Origin of the sequence: Halobacillus sp. (genome assembly GCF_049282395.1) — a bacterium.
GTDB lineage: Bacteria > Bacillota > Bacilli > Bacillales > Halobacillaceae > Halobacillus.
The window spans coordinates 1-15,465 of the sequence record NZ_JBAPTY010000223.1; the positions used below are offsets into that span (position 1 = coordinate 1).

19 protein-coding genes are annotated in these 15,465 nt (G+C 40.0%); 5 read left to right on the forward strand and 14 right to left on the reverse strand.

Annotated elements, in window-relative coordinates; all coding sequences use genetic code 11:
* Positions 1-1,048 (reverse strand): ABC transporter permease/substrate-binding protein (locus tag WAM07_RS09755; RefSeq protein WP_422166426.1); only part of this gene is annotated, 1,048 nt, incomplete at its 3' end.
* Positions 1,045-2,109 carry an ABC transporter ATP-binding protein gene (locus tag WAM07_RS09760; RefSeq protein WP_422166428.1) on the reverse strand — a complete coding sequence of 355 codons (1,065 nt, stop codon included), beginning with the start codon at positions 2,107-2,109 and terminating at the stop codon, positions 1,045-1,047. The genes WAM07_RS09755 and WAM07_RS09760, both read right to left, overlap by 4 nt.
* A gap of 365 nt (positions 2,110-2,474) precedes the next feature.
* Here WAM07_RS09760 and plsY point away from each other — a divergent pair, with 365 nt between their 5' ends.
* From plsY to WAM07_RS09780, 4 genes are all read left to right on the forward strand, one after another.
* Positions 2,475-3,056, forward strand: coding sequence for a glycerol-3-phosphate 1-O-acyltransferase PlsY (gene plsY / locus WAM07_RS09765; RefSeq protein WP_422166429.1), 582 nt, complete (start codon positions 2,475-2,477; stop codon positions 3,054-3,056).
* Positions 3,057-3,247: 191 nt separating this feature from the next.
* Entirely contained in the window at positions 3,248-4,180 is a 933-nt protein-coding gene (gene folE2 / locus WAM07_RS09770) for a GTP cyclohydrolase FolE2 (protein WP_422166431.1), read from the forward strand.
* Between the two features lie 11 nt (positions 4,181-4,191).
* Entirely contained in the window at positions 4,192-4,428 is a 237-nt protein-coding gene (yidD, locus tag WAM07_RS09775; protein ID WP_422166433.1) for a membrane protein insertion efficiency factor YidD, read from the forward strand.
* Between the two features lie 96 nt (positions 4,429-4,524).
* The gene (locus WAM07_RS09780; protein ID WP_089749890.1) at positions 4,525-4,812 is read left to right on the forward strand and encodes a HesB/YadR/YfhF family protein; all 288 of its coding nucleotides are present in this window, start codon (positions 4,525-4,527) and stop codon (positions 4,810-4,812) included.
* A gap of 127 nt (positions 4,813-4,939) precedes the next feature.
* Here the strand turns inward: WAM07_RS09780 and WAM07_RS09785 are convergent, their stop codons facing one another.
* The 7 genes from WAM07_RS09785 to acnA form a co-directional block, all read right to left on the reverse strand.
* Positions 4,940-5,245: a hypothetical protein gene (locus WAM07_RS09785; RefSeq protein WP_422166435.1), complete on the reverse strand. Its 306-nt coding sequence runs from the start codon at positions 5,243-5,245 to the stop codon at positions 4,940-4,942.
* Positions 5,245-5,670, reverse strand: coding sequence for an acyl-CoA thioesterase (locus WAM07_RS09790; RefSeq protein WP_422166437.1), 426 nt, complete (start codon positions 5,668-5,670; stop codon positions 5,245-5,247). Before WAM07_RS09790 ends, WAM07_RS09785 begins: the two co-directional genes overlap by 1 nt.
* 3 nt (positions 5,671-5,673) lie before the next feature.
* Complete coding sequence (locus WAM07_RS09795) at positions 5,674-7,932, reverse strand: AAA family ATPase (protein WP_422166438.1); 2,259 nt, start codon at positions 7,930-7,932, stop codon at positions 5,674-5,676.
* Positions 7,933-8,066: 134 nt separating this feature from the next.
* The gene (gene tlp / locus WAM07_RS09800; protein WP_422166440.1) at positions 8,067-8,288 is read right to left on the reverse strand and encodes a small acid-soluble spore protein Tlp; all 222 of its coding nucleotides are present in this window, start codon (positions 8,286-8,288) and stop codon (positions 8,067-8,069) included.
* A 100-nt stretch (positions 8,289-8,388) separates the two neighbouring features.
* Positions 8,389-8,532, reverse strand: a complete 144-nt coding sequence (locus tag WAM07_RS09805; protein WP_224892479.1) for an FbpB family small basic protein — start codon at positions 8,530-8,532, stop codon at positions 8,389-8,391.
* Between the two features lie 51 nt (positions 8,533-8,583).
* Positions 8,584-9,180, reverse strand: coding sequence for a TlpA disulfide reductase family protein (locus WAM07_RS09810; RefSeq protein ID WP_422166442.1), 597 nt, complete (start codon positions 9,178-9,180; stop codon positions 8,584-8,586).
* 155 nt (positions 9,181-9,335) lie between these two features.
* Complete coding sequence (acnA, locus tag WAM07_RS09815; RefSeq protein WP_422166444.1) at positions 9,336-12,041, reverse strand: aconitate hydratase AcnA; 2,706 nt, start codon at positions 12,039-12,041, stop codon at positions 9,336-9,338.
* Positions 12,042-12,334: 293 nt separating this feature from the next.
* Between acnA and WAM07_RS09820 the strand changes: the two genes are divergently transcribed.
* Positions 12,335-12,763, forward strand: a complete 429-nt coding sequence (locus tag WAM07_RS09820; protein WP_422166450.1) for a DUF2621 domain-containing protein — start codon at positions 12,335-12,337, stop codon at positions 12,761-12,763.
* Positions 12,764-12,794: 31 nt separating this feature from the next.
* Here WAM07_RS09820 and WAM07_RS09825 read toward each other — a convergent pair whose 3' ends face one another.
* From WAM07_RS09825 to WAM07_RS09845, 5 genes are all read right to left on the reverse strand, one after another.
* Positions 12,795-13,262: a CcdC family protein gene (locus WAM07_RS09825; protein ID WP_422166446.1), complete on the reverse strand. Its 468-nt coding sequence runs from the start codon at positions 13,260-13,262 to the stop codon at positions 12,795-12,797.
* A 34-nt stretch (positions 13,263-13,296) separates the two neighbouring features.
* Positions 13,297-13,656, reverse strand: coding sequence for a response regulator (locus tag WAM07_RS09830; protein ID WP_422166447.1), 360 nt, complete (start codon positions 13,654-13,656; stop codon positions 13,297-13,299).
* A 19-nt stretch (positions 13,657-13,675) separates the two neighbouring features.
* Positions 13,676-14,104, reverse strand: coding sequence for a Na(+)/H(+) antiporter subunit B (locus WAM07_RS09835; RefSeq protein WP_014643377.1), 429 nt, complete (start codon positions 14,102-14,104; stop codon positions 13,676-13,678).
* Between the two features lie 67 nt (positions 14,105-14,171).
* Complete coding sequence (locus tag WAM07_RS09840; protein ID WP_422166449.1) at positions 14,172-14,876, reverse strand: cytochrome c biogenesis CcdA family protein; 705 nt, start codon at positions 14,874-14,876, stop codon at positions 14,172-14,174.
* A gap of 143 nt (positions 14,877-15,019) precedes the next feature.
* Positions 15,020-15,238, reverse strand: a complete 219-nt coding sequence (locus WAM07_RS09845) for a YneF family protein (protein WP_173380447.1) — start codon at positions 15,236-15,238, stop codon at positions 15,020-15,022.
* Positions 15,239-15,465 lie beyond the last annotated feature (227 nt).

Below are 15,465 nucleotides of genomic sequence, written 5' to 3' on the forward strand. Positions count from 1 at the left end.
GCTCCTGCGTTTTAGCTACAGCATACGTATTATTAAATTTCATGGGCTCTAAGAACGCCATATCATACGTTTCCGCCATGCCCTCTTTTGCCTGCTGATAAACTTCCTGCGGCTCATTGCTATTCGCCTGTTCATCCAGCAAGGATACGATAGCTGTCCCTGTAAATTCGGGATATATGTCTATGCTGCCCTCCTGCAAGGCACTGAATACAAGATCCGTTTTCCCTAAGTTGGGTTTCAACCCTACAGAAAGATCCGTTTCTTCTTCAATAAGCATTTCATACATGTTAATTAAAATAGCAGGTTCCGAGCCTAATTTTGCTCCAAGGACAAGATCGTTTTTCGCCTTGCCGCCAAACGCTAATGGACCTACAGCAATTAATGCGGCAATTACCAAGAGACTTACAAGAGATCGGAAGCCAGACTTTGCAGATGTTCTCTCAAATAGTCGGAGGATCACATCTAATATAATAGCTAACAGAGCAGCTGGGATAGCACCGAGAAGAATAAGATTCACATCACCACCGCGGTCAAGACCAAGGAGAATTAAATCACCTAAACCCCCGGCCCCTATTAAAGCAGCAATTGTAGTAGTCCCGACAATTAAGACCATGGATGTACGAATTCCAGCCATAATGACCGGCATGGCCAGTGGTAATTCCACACGGGATAAGCGGCGAAAAGAATTCATTCCCATTCCTGTAGCCGCTTCCTTAAGAGCAGGATCTACTTCTTTAATTCCGGTGTAGGTATTTCTGAGTATAGGCAGAAGTCCATAGGCTGTTAAGGCAATAACGGCAGGCGTCTGTCCAATACCGAATAAAGGAATTAAAAACGCTAAGACTGCAAGACTCGGTATTGTTTGTAAAATGGCGGTTGCTCCGATAACCGGTTCAGCAACCTTTTGTTTTCGCGTTAATAACAATCCTAGAGGCACGGAAATGAGTGTGGCAATGACTAGAGCAATAATAGAAATCTGTAAGTGTTCCCAGATCTTTTCAAGTAAGACATCCTGTCGTTGAATAAAAACCTCTTTAAATTGGTTCATAGCTGTCCCACCCCTTTTTCATGGTGGTTTTCTTTCAAGTAAAAGACGATATCTTTATAAGAGAGAGTACCTAGAAGCTGATTCTGTTTAACTACCGGCAGCATTGGATAATCTGTTTTTTCAAAAACGGCAGTAGCTTCTTTTAAAGTCATTCCATTTTCTAAAGCAGGAAGGTCCATCGTCTTGCCATCATGAACCGCAGTGGCATAGGTACCATCAGGATTCTTTAACGCAAATGTTCCTTTTTGGGGAATTGTTCCTTTCTCTAATTCTGCCACTGGATACATTTGATTTTTTGTTCGGTCCATAATGACGTCCACCGCTGTTTCCCATGGAGTTTTACGGCTTCCTATGAAATCTTTCACAAACTCATTTGCCGGATTTAGTATTAAGTTTTGTGGAGTGTCTAATTGAACAATCTCTCCGGCTTGCATTACACAAACTCTGTCTCCGAGAGCCATGGCTTCGTCCATATCGTGAGTCACAAAAACAATTGTTTTCTGAATTTCCTGTTGCAACTGTCTGATATCTTTCTGCAGCTGCTCACGACTAATTGGATCCAGAGCACTAAATGGTTCATCCATTAATATAATATCTGGATCAGCAGCCAGAGCCCTTATAACTCCTACCCTTTGCTGCTGACCGCCCGATAATTCGCTTGGTTTCCGCTTCCGGTGCTTTTCAGCATCTAACCCTACCATACGCATTAGTTCATCAATACGGTTAGAAAGGTCTTTCTTTTTCCACTTCTTCATTTCAGGAACAATAGATATATTCTCTTCTATCGTCATATGAGGAAACAAAGCAATTTCCTGTAATACATAACCAATATTCCAGCGGAGCTCGTGAATGTTATATTCACGAATATCTTTATTATGTATAGTTATTGACCCTTCTGTAGGATGGATCAATCGGTTAATCATCTTCATCATTGTAGTCTTACCGCAGCCACTCGGACCAATTAGAGTTAACAGCTCCCCGTCCTCCACGTGCAAGGCGATGTCTTTAAGAGCCGTGGTCCCATCAGGATACGTCTTTGTTACGTCTTTAAACGTAATCATCGTTTTCCCCCTCTTTATCCTAATAAAATATGAAATCTATATTTCCACAATTCCACAATTTCAAACATTTTGCAAAGATTCGAAATCATTTTGAACACATCGGGAAACTAATTGTTTTATATTTTCTCCATACTAGAACTTTGCGAGAAACTTCTTGTCACACGGTGCTGAATTGGTATAATAGGAAGTTGTTACAGCTTTGAATTTAATACATAAGTTTAAATCTATTGATAGTAAATCAAAAGGTACTTTAAATCTCTTTCACCCCTAAATTAATAAGTTTAACCTTTACAATGAAGCGGCCGGGTTCTTTCCTCAAACCTCTCATGGTAAAATAGAATAAAGCAACGAAGGAGATGAGCGGCATGGAATACGCTTTATTTGCTATTATCGCGTACTTGCTTGGATCCATTCCATCAGGTCTGATAATAGGGAAATATGGCTATGATACTGATATCAGAGAGCACGGAAGCGGTAATTTGGGCGGAACCAACACTTTTCGTGTATTAGGTATTAAAGCGGGTTTAATTGTAACTTCAGCGGATATCCTTAAAGGAACTCTGGCGACAGTCCTTCCATTACTATTTGGAGCTGAAGTCATTACACTAATCATTGGGATTTTTGCAGTGATTGGTCATATGTACCCAATCTTTGCAGGTTTTAAAGGCGGGAAAGCTGTTGCGACTTCCGGAGGCGTGATATTGGGAGTTAATCCTATCATTTTCTTTATACTACTAGCCACTTTCTTTCTGGCTTTATACATTAGTAAATATGTATCTCTATCTTCTATGATTAGTGGTGTCGTCGGAATAGTTGCTACTCTTATAGCCCAGGACTTTGGGTTGACCATTGTCATAACTCTTTTCACGCTATTCGTGATCTACCGTCATCGATCGAATATTAAAAGGATTATGAACAAAACAGAACCAAAAATCACTTGGATGTAACCTGCTTTTCACGAGGTCTGTGCTAAAAAGCATAGACCTTCTTTTTTGTGGAAACGATAGTAAAACAACAACAGGGACAGGTTTTATCCTGTTTTTACCAAACACATTAATAAAAGCATTAAATTGTATAAATAGATTTACATATTGTATACTTTGACTTAGAAATGAAGGCCTGAAAGGAGTCTTTTACTATGAACAAAACTGAACTAAACCATAATAAGCAATTACCTTCCAAAGAAGAGCGCCACCAATTATTTGGATCTGTGAAACCAGGTCCACGTACAAAACCGGTGGATAAAGATAAAATGGCTGATTTACAAAATTCAAAAAAAGATTTCCTTTTTGATATTGATATGGTGGGAATTTCAAATGTGAAGCATCCTATTCGCATTCCAAGCAAACTGACGCCAGAAATTCAGACAACAATTGGCACGTTCTCCTTTGGTTCCTCCATTATGAAAGGAAGTAAAGGCACCAATATGAGCCGCTTCACAGAACAATTAGATAAATATCACAACGAAGGATTTGCCATAGATATTGCAACTTTAAAAGGTTTTACCGAGGAACTTGCCGGTCGTTTAAAACAAAAAGATGCTGAAGTGGAAGTACATTTCCCCTGGTTCTTTGAAAGAAAAGGGCCCTACTCAGATCTTGCTGGTATGAACTACGCAGATGCTACAATTCGTGATGAATATAAGGAAGAAACCGGGCATGATGTTACGGTTACGTTAACTGGTAAAATTACTACTCTTTGTCCTTGTTCAAAAGAAATCAGTGAATACAGCGCCCATAACCAGCGAGGGAACGTATCAATGACTGTTACATTAACTGATGATTTCGACGAGCAGGAAATTGATTGGAAAGCGGCTTTGCTAGAGGCGGCCGAGAGCAATGCAAGTGCCCGCATTCACCCGGTTTTGAAAAGACCAGATGAAAAAATGGTTACAGAGCAAGCGTATGAGAACCCTCGCTTTGTAGAAGACATCGTTCGTCTGGTTGCAGCTGATTTATATGAATATGAATTTGTAGAAGCTTTTTCCGTAACTTGCCGGAATGAAGAATCTATCCATCTTCACGATGCAGTGGCAACTCTAAGTTATGATAAAAAACAAGAGACCGAATAAGGACTCATCTTATGAAAAATGTCATGATTGGTCTTATAAAATTTTATCGTAAAGGAATCAGTCCTTTCTTCCCTCCCAGCTGCCGATTCCAACCTACTTGTTCGGAGTATGGACTAGAAGCTTTTAAACGGTTTGGTTTTTTTAAAGCGGCATATTTGACCATTAAACGGATATTAAAATGCCATCCTTTTCATAAAGGCGGGTTTGATCCGGTTCCTGATAGACATAGGAAAGACAACCACCTGTAAAAACATTGTGGTTGTCTTTCTGTATGAGGTTTACCCATAATGAAATACGGATATAACACATGAGACAATCATAGAATAGAGGGAGTTGAATTAATTATGGATCTTACCGTTACAGAAGAAGCAGCTAAATGGTATGAAGAAGAATTAGATGTAGATGATAATACCAACCTTCGATTTTATGTCCGTTATGGTGGAACAGGTGGTCTTCAGCCAGGATTTTCTCTAGCGATCCGCATAGAAGAGCCGTCTGAGCCTGTTGCGGAAACAAAAGTTGGAAAGATCACTTATTTTATTGAAGAAGATGATGAATGGTACTTTGGAGGTCATTCTCTCCAGGTAGAGTTCAGCTCTAAATGGGAAGAACCAGATTTCCAATATCAATAGCCTCTCAAACGAACCAGAAACTCACCGTATTTAATTGTTGAGTTTCTGGTTTTTTAATTCATAAAAACATGCTTATGTCTCTTTTTAAATAAAAAAGCCGCCCCGAAAGGGCGACTTGACACTATAATTAAGGTCTTAAATTAAATCGTTCAATGTGATCCCATTTTCGCTCTTTCATTAAAATTTTATATTGATGTTCCCCAAATAAATCAAAGTGCGGAAAACGTGGATCATGATGAATCCAACGGGCATTCAGCCCATATTGAGCTCCCCATTGACTTAATTTCTCAATATCAGAACAGCCCACTTTAGTAACCGTATCGCAACCCGGGAAACGATCATCAAGCCAGAAATGGGTTAAGAAAGCTATTTCACCTTTCTCTACTTTTCTTTTCCAGTCAACTAATTCTTTTCTTTTCAAGCCAAAAGCCATTAGCGCTCCCCTTCCATAGCCACTAAATAAGCTTCATGCCACTCTGGAAAGCTTCGTCTTATGGAAACTGGGCGGAAATTTTCTTTTTTTACAATGACGTGCTTCGTTTGTCCAGAGACGGCTAACCTTCCATCTCCATGAACGACTTCGTATCCATAGGTAACGCGCAGACCATCGTACTCATCCACCCATGTTTTTACAACGGCTTCATCACCATAGCGTACTGGATGTTTAAAACTTATATTGGCATCAATAACGGGGGAAACGACCCCTTGGTTCTCAATTTCTGAATATTTAAAACCAAGCTCTTCAATAAATGCAGTTCGACCAATTTCAAACCATACGAGATAATTGGCATGGTAAACTACGCCCATCATATCTGTTTCCTGATACCTTACCTGTATCGGTGTTTCTACTACTTTCATCTTTTATGACTCCCTTCGCACGGCCTGCCAGGCTTTTTCAAGATCGTTTACTACTAATTCATTCATATCCGCTGATTCATCCTCTACAATTCTCGTTGCCTGATACTGAATGGCTTCATTAACCAGATTATTTACAAATCGTCCGTTTCCGCGAATTCGATGATCTTTATATTTCTCAAGCAGGAACTCTTCAGCCCACTCGTTAAAGGTGTAGCCAAATTGGTGAGCTTGAAAATGTGTCATTTCCAATAGTTCCTGTTCCTTGTAATCGGGGAAATGAAAATATTTCTTAAATCTTGAAGATAGTCCCGGATTGCTTTCTACAAGCTGTTCCATTTCACGCTGATACCCGGCAAGAATCACTACGAGGTTTTCATTATGCTTGGTCATTTCATCAACAATGGTTTCTATCGCTTCTTTACCAAATTCATCTCTTCCTCCGTTATAAAGAGAATAAGCTTCATCAATAAAGAGAACTCCCCCTAGTGCTTCACGGATTTTCCGCTTCGTTTTCATTGCGGTTTGTCCTACGTATCCAGCAACAAGATCACTTCTCGACACAACAACCATGTGACCTCTTTTAAGAAGACCACACTGCTTTAAAATATCCGAATAGATTTCTGCTACCGTCGTCTTACCCGTGCCCGGATTCCCTGAAAACACAGAATGCAATTGAATAGGTACGACAGGATATCCATTCTCTTTCCTCTTTTGCTGAGCTTGGACAAAAGAAGATAATTTTCGCACCTCAGCCTTTACGTTATCCAGGCCGATTAATTCATCTAAACGATTCCTGGGAGATAGTTTCTCATCAGCAGCCGAAGTATCCCAAGCCAGGTCATTTTCATCAATTCTCATATGATCGAGCCAGTGGGTTTTATCTCTCTCTGCCTCCTGGGCCCCTTTTTGGAAAATGGTTTTCATGACCAGGTTTTTTACAGTACGAGCATTGCCGAAGGAATCGTCCACACGCTCTCGATCGATAAGAGAGGTAAACTCTTTTAGTGCGTTTGTTGTAAAAAAGAAATCATTATCAATAGCAGTCTGTTCTGCAATAGTAATCAATTCTTCCATTTTATAATCGGGAAGAGAAATATGGTTTTGTTCAGGAAAGCGGCTGCGTAACCCAGGATTTGACCATAAAAATTGGCGCATCTCTTCTGGGTATCCTGCTAATATTACAGCAAATTTTCCACCAAATTCTTTCCCGGTCATGGCTGAAACCAGCGTGTCGATCACAGCTTGCCCATAATCATTACCCGTCTGGCCCTCGCGCTTCAAACTGTAGGCCTCATCAATAAAGAGAACTCCACCAATAGCCTGCTTGACATAGTTCATTGTATTCTCTTCACTTTGACCGACATAAGAGCCAACCAAATGGGACCGGTTGACTTCGACGACTTCTTTTGTATCGAGAATTCCCAATTCATGATAAATATTGGCCAGTAAACGAGCCATTGTCGTTTTGCCTGTTCCAGGATTGCCGGTAATAATCATGTGCAGCCCTGGTTCATCTACCATAGAGAAACCAAAATTCTTTCTGTGCTGCTGGTATTTTAGAAAATGATAATATCGTCTAATATACGTCTTAACGTCTTTTAGACCTACCATCTGATCAAAAGCTTCCAATGGATTACCGGAAGAAGCATCCGTTAGAAAGCGGGGTAGTCTTTTATACAGCTCATCCTGGTGGTCTGAGAGTTCTCTAGTACGTTCGTTAATTTCTTTAACCGGAAGACGAATTCGACGATTCTCAACTGAATTAAGTGCATCAGCCATTATCTTTTCTAGAGCGTCTAATTGTTCATACACTTCCTGATATAATTTCATGCGGTTAGTCGCGTCTATTAGTGTTTTAGAAGCTAATTCTAAATCCCATTGTGCTTTTAATTTAGTTACATCTTCATGTATAGATCGAGCTTTTTTTGCTTTAGCTGAATCATGATCTGTTTCATGAAGCACCCACTGTTCAAGTGGTGTGCGCTTTAAATGAGTATAAGCTTGCATCATCTGCTTCGATTCATATAGATCCGTGACCAGTGAATGATTACCTGCGAGCACTCTTGCTTCATCAATAAATTGATCAGCTAATTTCTCGTGCTCTGGATGACGTTTGATCCGATGATAGGCTAACGTCACATAGAGGAGAGCCTTTAGTTCTGTGTCTTGTATTTCCTCTTGATTAAAATAACGAAGAGCTTCTACTTCTGAAAGTGGAGGCTTTTCATCTATACTTTTCCATTGTTTTAACTGTTCGATCATGTATTCACTTCCTTTCCTATCACCGTTATTTATTTTATCATAGTGAACTGTCTATGTAGATGAACTCGATTTCCAACCTTTCTTCAATTACATGATAAAACCGCTTCAGCTAAGCTAGAAGCGGTTTCTTTACATTAATAATTCTGATTACGAGCCTCGTCTTTGATCTCTTCACGCATTGCATTAATGGATTGGTTTCTCCGTTTGTTTTTATCTTCGATGTTCTTTTTTTCTTCATCCGTAGCAAACGTCAAAGAATCATGAGAATCTTCGATGTTTTCAATGGTATTGGTTACTTTTTCTTGCAATTTTCCTACATTGTCCGACCGGTTATCTGGATTAGATCGATGAGTCATGTGTTGGCCTCCTTTTAAACCTGAGTTGACTTTATTTAATAAAGCCAACCCTTAATTTTCCCACCTGAAAATCTTTTATACCATACAAAAATCCCACCGGTTATGATGGGATTTGCTTTATTCGTTCATTATGTCTTTGTTCTATCCGCTCATCAATTTGATCCATCAACTGCTGATCTTCCTCTATAGAGCGAATGTTCTCTTTAACAAGATCTTCAAACGATAAGGTTCTCTGTTTTCTCACGGAAATCTCTCCTTTTTTGTTAAGGATTTCCAATGAGAACCTGTATTATACCTATTCTAAAGCATTTTTCATTTCTATCATGAAATCATATGTCATCGGACCAACTTTCCTGGGTTCCTGAATCAATCCGTCTGTTCCTATAAAATAAGTGGTGGGGATGGAAATCGTTTGATAAGTCTGGTGCAACTCTAAATCTTTATCGAGGAGTATAGGAAAGCTGTAACCTCCCTTATCTATATATGATTGGACCTCACCTATACTGGTTTCAGATCCTGTTCCATTTACGGCAAGTACTGCAACTTCCTCACCATACTTCTGTTGGAATCGTTCCATTTCAGGCATCTCGTCACGACAAGGCGGACACCACGTGGCCCAAAAGTTCAAAAAGACTTTCTTCCCTTTGTAATCTGAAAGCTTTACAACCTCACCTTTTAAGGTCTCAAATGTGAAATCTGGAGCTTTTTCACCTTCCTTTAACCCACTCGGAGCGTTAGGAGAAGTCATGCCTGTACCTTTCTCTTCCTGGCTGGATTCATATGTCTGTAATTCGCTGTCTTCTGGGCTTGTCTCTCTTTCACTCCACACGTTATATGCAACAAGAGATAATAGAGCCAATAAAAACACAGAAGCGAGAATTTGTTTAACCAATGGTCCACTCTCCCTAAACATTCTATATGTTCTAAGTATAAGAATATAGAAATCCAAATATGTCTGTAAAGATAAATGAAGAAATTCTGGAAATATTGTCACACTCATATGTAAAAAAGCCGCCTTATGAATAAGGCGGCTTTCCAATAAGAAAGTTAACTCATTTTATTACGCAGAACCATTTGAAGAATTCCTCCGTGACGATAGTAGTCAACTTCAACTTCACTATCAAAACGAGCTACAACTTCAAATTCTTTCTTGTTTCCATCTTCATCGGTGGCTGTCACTTTAACAAGATCGTGCGGTTTAACATCTTCCCCAATTTGTACATCGTAAGTTTCACGGCCAGTTAACCCCAGGGATTCAATTGTATCTCCTGATTTAAACTGGAGAGGAAGAACGCCCATCATAACTAGGTTAGAGCGGTGAATACGCTCAAAGCTTTGAGCAATGACCGTCTTAATACCTAAAAGATCCGTACCTTTAGCTGCCCAGTCACGGGAACTTCCCATTCCGTAATCATCACCTGCGATAACTAGAAGTGGTGTTTCGTCCTGCTGATATTTCATAGCAGCCGTATAAATAGGCATAACTTCTTCTGTAGGCCAATAAGTAGTAAAACCACCCTCTGTACCTGGCGCTAACTCATTACGGATACGAATATTAGCGAATGTACCACGCATCATAACTTCATGATTACCTCGTCTTGATCCATAAGAGTTAAAGTTACGCGGAGTAACTCCTTTTTCCTGCAAGTACTCACCAGCTGGCATGTCTTTAGGAATAGCACCTGCCGGAGAGATGTGGTCTGTAGTTACAGAGTCACCGAATTTACCGATCACCCGCATCCCGTTAAGCGGTTTAACGGACTCAGGGTCACTTGATAATCCTTCAAAGAACGGCGGGTTCTGAATATAGGTAGAATCATCATTCCAGTCGTAAAGCGGCTCATCCGTTGTGTCAATCTCGTTCCATTTATCATTGGAATTGAAGACATTTTCATATTCTTTACGGAAAATCTCCGGAGTGACAACTCGTGCAATTTCAGCTTTAATTTCTTCCTGAGAAGGCCAGATATCGTCAAAGAATACATCGTTTCCATTCTGGTCTTTACCAATTGCTTCATTTTTCAGGTCAATATCCACCGTACCTGCCAGGGCATAAGCAACTACTAATGGCGGCGAAGCCAAATAGTTCGCTTTAACAAGCGGGTGAATACGGCCTTCGAAATTTCGGTTTCCGGAAAGTACAGAAGAAGCGATCAAGTCATTATTAGCAATCGTTTCTTCAATTTCCGGAAGCAGTGGTCCGGAGTTACCTATACATGTAGTACAACCGTAACCTACCAGGTTAAAGCCTAGTGTATTTAAGTGCTCCATCAGACCTGAATCCTCAAGATAGCGGGTAACTACTTTAGATCCCGGCGCAAGAGAGGTTTTTACGTAAGCCGGTACATCAAGACCCTTTTCAATAGCTTTCTTAGCTACAAGTCCTGCTCCAAGCATTACGTGGGGATTTGACGTATTAGTACAGGAAGTAATGGCGGCAATAGCCAACGCTCCTGTCTTCATAACCGCTTTTTCTCCACTTTCAAATTGAACTTCAGCTTCTTTTTTGAATTCTGATTTATCAAGACCAAAACCATGATTTCCGGCCGGACCTGTTACAGCATCTTCAAAAGAGTTTTTCATTTTGGAAAGCGGAATTAAATCCTGTGGACGCTTTGGACCAGAGAGGTTTGGTTCCAGTTCTCCGAGATCGATTTCAACTAATGAAGTGAATTCAGGATCTTCTTGTGCTGGATCATACCATAGCTGGTTTTCTTTACAGTACGTTTCCACAAGAGAAATTTGTTCTTCGCTGCGGCCTGTTAAACGTAAGTATTCAAGTGATTCTCCGTCTACTGGGAAGAATCCGCAAGTTGCTCCGTATTCAGGAGCCATGTTTGAGATCGTAGCTCGATCAGCAAGCGGCATTTCCTGTAACCCAGGACCAAAGAATTCAACAAATTTCCCAACTACATTCTGTTGACGAAGTTTTTGCGTAACTTTTAAAGCCAAGTCGGTAGCTGTTGTTCCCTGAGGGAAGCTTCCATTTAACTTCACACCAATAACTTCTGGTGCCGGGAAGTATGAAGGCTGTCCAAGCATGCCTGCTTCGGCTTCGATTCCACCTACACCCCAGCCAAGAACTCCTAGTCCGTTGATCATGGTGGTGTGAGAATCTGTACCGACAAGTGTATCGGGATAAGTATCATAAGCACCGTTGCCATCCTCTTTGGCATGGACAACATTAGCGATATATTCAAGGTTTACCTGGTGAACGATACCCGTTGCTGGTGGTACGGCGCGATAGTTATCAAAGGCTTTCTGCGCCCAGTGAAGAAATTCATAACGTTCCTGGTTACGTTCAAACTCCAGCTCCATGTTAATGTTAAGTGCATCTGCTGTACCGTATTTATCAACCTGTACAGAGTGGTCAATAACAAGATCTACCGGTACTTCCGGATTAATCTTTTCAGGACTTCCGCCCATGTCCACCATTGCTTTTCTAAGTGAAGCAAGATCTACCACAGCTGGTACACCAGTGAAATCCTGCAGTATTACACGGGAAGGCTTGAATGGAACATCTTCCCCTTTTGATTTACTTGTTCCCCAGTTTGCTAGACTCTCAACGTGTTCGTCTTTAATCACACGGCCGTCATGCTGGCGCAGAAGAGATTCAAGCAGAATACGAATAGAGAAAGGCAGACGGGAAATCTTGCCCTGCCCCGCATCTTCTAAGGCTTTTAAGTCGTAATAGTTGTACGTTTGGCCATTTAGGTCAAATTGTTTGCGAGAATTATATGGATTGCTAGCCATACTTCCTTTTACCCCCTCATCATAATTTAATGGAGAGCCCTGTAAAATGGCTTCCCCATTCCCCAATTATTATACATTTGCGACCTTTAATTGGATAAGTTCACAAATCTGCACCCCTTATTGTAAATGAAAACGATTTATAAGTAAAATAATTAGACACTATTTTTTATATTTCGACTTACCCTTGGAAAATTTAAGTAGCAGCCTTCTTTTCGCTGTCAACGACCTTGTATTTCCGGGAGGTTCCTTTTATAATTAAAATAAGTTTATATATGAATGAAACAGGTGATAATATGTCAGGCGGATTTGCCCTTTTTATCGTTGCTTGGACAGTTGTTCTAATTACGTTAATGGGAATCGGCGGCTTCTTTATGTTTCGAAAGTTCTTAAAACGTCTTCCCAAAGAAGATGGGAAATCGATCATTGACTGGGAAGAATACTATGTGGATAAAACACGTAAAATGTGGACACAGGAACAAAAGGATCTCTTAGAAGAGTTAGTTTCTCCGGTTCCAGAATTATTTCGTGATGTAGCCCGGCAGAAAATAGCCGGAAGGATTGGTCAGGTAGCTTTGGAAAAAAGACGAAAAAAAATAACCCAAGAAGTGATTATTGAAGGTTATATTTTAGCCACTCCCAAACGGGATCATAAATTTCTTATTAAAAAACTTAAAGAAAAAGATATTGATCTGGAACCATATCAGCCATTATTTGACCGTTAAAAAGACCCGGCATCATCTGCCGGGTCTTCTTTTATGTTTCTAACGTTTTTTCAAGGCTCAAAAATTGCCTGAGCATAGCGAGCCTCCAGGTAAGAATCATTCCTAAAGCAAGTAAAAAGAACATCCCGCTTGTTTCACCAAAGGAAATGGTTTGACCGATTATTAGTTTCAGGATAACGCGTAGAATGAGTAATCCGAATAAAATAAGTACAAACGCTTTAGAGGGCTTAAGATAGATGTCACCATCTCGTACCTCCAGCTTGGAAGTTCTAATTAAAAAAATCGAAAAAAACATTCCTACTGCTAGAGCTTCAATCACCTGTGTCCACTCCAGCCGAAAAGCAGGAAAAATGAACATAAAAGCACCGGTACTCATAAAAAACGGTGGGAGAATGATTTTTTTAATACTGGCCGGCTGCCTGGCTGCCCGCATTCTAATAAAAATCATAGCAGTAGCCATACACGCCGCAACCAGTGTGCTTGCTATTAACCAAAACATAAACATTCACACTTTCTTTTCTGATCGTCCGTTCTTAACTTAACACACGTTCAATGGCCTCGAGTACCATTCTTTCATCAAAAGGTTTAGCAATGAAATCTTTAGCACCGTTTTCTATCGCTTCAACAATCAATTTTTGCTGTCCCAGAGCAGAACACATTACCACTTTGGCATGCTGAGACTGAGTCTTAATTTTTTTAAGAGCTTCGATCCCGTTCATCTCGGGCATAGTAATGTCCATGGTTGTTAAATTTGGCCGAAGCATAAGATGCAATTCTACCGCTTTCTTACCATTTGCCGCCTCTCCTACGACTTCGTGGTTCGCTTTTTGAAGAATATTGGTAAGCGTCAAGCGTGTAAACTTGGCGTCGTCCACCACTAGTATCCGAGCCATAAAACTCCCCCTCAAAATCTCAACTTCGATCGTTTGCAATTGTCAGTATAATAGTCATCGTTATACCAACAACCGTTAGATACACACCCAGATCAAACAGTAATGCTGTAGCAAGTTCCGTTTTACCTAAGATCGGAAGTTGAAAGTAAGCGTATGTCTGACTCAAAAAAGGCTGACCAAAAATAAATGAACCGATACCTGTTCCTAAAGCTATGATTAATCCAACTGGAATGATATAGCGAAAGTTAATCGGCAGAATTTTTTCCATAGAACGTATGCCATACGCCATATACATTAGTACAAAAGCAGCAGAAGTCATTAATCCGCCGATAAAACCGCCTCCCGGGGCATTGTGGCCAGCAAAGAATAAGTAAATGGAAAATCCTAAAATAATAAACGCGATTAATGTAGTAGTTGCTCGTAAAATAATGTCATTGGTGCGGGTCATATTCATACTCCTTTACTGTTTAATTCCTGATTTCATCATAATATAAAGTTTCTTCAAAATCCATTTCTTAAAAGCCCTGAAATCCAAATAAGCCAACTAAATAAGAGGTCAAGGCTGTCATCCAATCAAAATATAAAGCGATTCCCATCATAATCATAATATAACCACCTATTTTCACAATAGTACCACTATGCTTTCTTACCCAGTTTAATTTCCCTACAAAGAAGGATAGTACTAAGAAAGGCACCGAAAAGCCAAGTGAATAGGCAAGCATCATCACCATAAATAATTCAGGACTGTCCGCAGCTAAGACTAACACAGCAGACAAGATCGGACCCGTACAGGGTGTCCATCCTAAAGAAAAGGTGAGTCCAATTAGAAAAGAGCCAATAAAGCCCGCAGGTCTATTTTTAAACGATATTTTTCGATCTTTCATTAAGAATTGGAAATTGAATACACCAATGATTACAAAACCAAAGAAAATAATTAAAATAGCTCCTAATCGCCGTATGATCGTATCATTTTGAATAAGAAACTGGGATAAAAAAGATCCTGAAAACCCTAGTACAAGAAAAATTGTAGTAAATCCTATTAAAAATGATACTGTGTGCAATAAGCTTTTGCGCTTCAGCATGGCATTATCTTCTTTTAACTCACTTACACTCATTCCTGTTATGTACGAGAGGAATGCAGGATATAAGGGGAGTACACACGGAGATATGAATGATAAGAAACCAGCCCCGAAGGCAATAAATATGTTTATTTCTGACATAACGCTTCCTCCAAAATTAGACTAGATACCTATTGTATCAAACCGTATTTCAAAAAACGATGAAACAAGTGTGAACTTCTCAGAATAAACGGAATCATAAGAAAAGCCTTCTTTCCTCAAACAGAAAGAAGGCTTTATTTTGATTATTTCATTTGGTTGTTCATGGAACGCATCATTTGATTGATTTTCTTCTGTGATGGCTTCTGCCCCATCTGCATCATCAATGTGCGAAGCATTTGTTCATTGATTGGCGGGTTTTTCTTCAAATAGTTCATCATATACTTTCTGGCAATGAAAAAGCCAAGAGCTACTCCTCCGATAAGAGTGAGTACAGCAATGACGATAACCCATATAATACCCAAAGTCATGTCTTCGTCTTCCTCCTTCGTGTTATCTCCCATAACAGTATAGTAAATGGTTCACAGAAATACAATAGTCGTTTACGATAATAAACTTTCGCCTGCCAATGGGGATACCCAGCCATAATGATCTCCGTCCAGATCGACGATAAAAATTGAGCGGGAAGACATCCTTGATGGCTCAAACACGACATTCTCTGCCTGCCAATGATTCTCGTACTGATAAAGAC

Coding starts and splice junctions, on each gene's coding strand:
- folE2 (WP_422166431.1), top strand. CDS start 3,248: ATGAACAAAACTGAACTAAACCATAATAAGCAATTACCTTCCAAAGAA.
- plsY (WP_422166429.1), top strand. CDS start 2,475: ATGGAATACGCTTTATTTGCTATTATCGCGTACTTGCTTGGATCCATT.
- WAM07_RS09790 (WP_422166437.1), bottom strand. CDS start 5,670: ATGAAAGTAGTAGAAACACCGATACAGGTAAGGTATCAGGAAACAGAT.
- WAM07_RS09840 (WP_422166449.1), bottom strand. CDS start 14,876: ATGTCAGAAATAAACATATTTATTGCCTTCGGGGCTGGTTTCTTATCA.
- WAM07_RS09835 (WP_014643377.1), bottom strand. CDS start 14,104: ATGACCCGCACCAATGACATTATTTTACGAGCAACTACTACATTAATC.
- WAM07_RS09820 (WP_422166450.1), top strand. CDS start 12,335: ATGTCAGGCGGATTTGCCCTTTTTATCGTTGCTTGGACAGTTGTTCTA.
- WAM07_RS09795 (WP_422166438.1), bottom strand. CDS start 7,932: ATGATCGAACAGTTAAAACAATGGAAAAGTATAGATGAAAAGCCTCCA.
- WAM07_RS09780 (WP_089749890.1), top strand. CDS start 4,525: ATGGATCTTACCGTTACAGAAGAAGCAGCTAAATGGTATGAAGAAGAA.
- WAM07_RS09830 (WP_422166447.1), bottom strand. CDS start 13,656: ATGGCTCGGATACTAGTGGTGGACGACGCCAAGTTTACACGCTTGACG.
- WAM07_RS09785 (WP_422166435.1), bottom strand. CDS start 5,245: ATGGCTTTTGGCTTGAAAAGAAAAGAATTAGTTGACTGGAAAAGAAAA.
- yidD (WP_422166433.1), top strand. CDS start 4,192: ATGAAAAATGTCATGATTGGTCTTATAAAATTTTATCGTAAAGGAATC.
- WAM07_RS09825 (WP_422166446.1), bottom strand. CDS start 13,262: ATGTTTTGGTTAATAGCAAGCACACTGGTTGCGGCGTGTATGGCTACT.
- WAM07_RS09760 (WP_422166428.1), bottom strand. CDS start 2,109: ATGATTACGTTTAAAGACGTAACAAAGACGTATCCTGATGGGACCACG.
- tlp (WP_422166440.1), bottom strand. CDS start 8,288: ATGACTCATCGATCTAATCCAGATAACCGGTCGGACAATGTAGGAAAA.
- acnA (WP_422166444.1), bottom strand. CDS start 12,041: ATGGCTAGCAATCCATATAATTCTCGCAAACAATTTGACCTAAATGGC.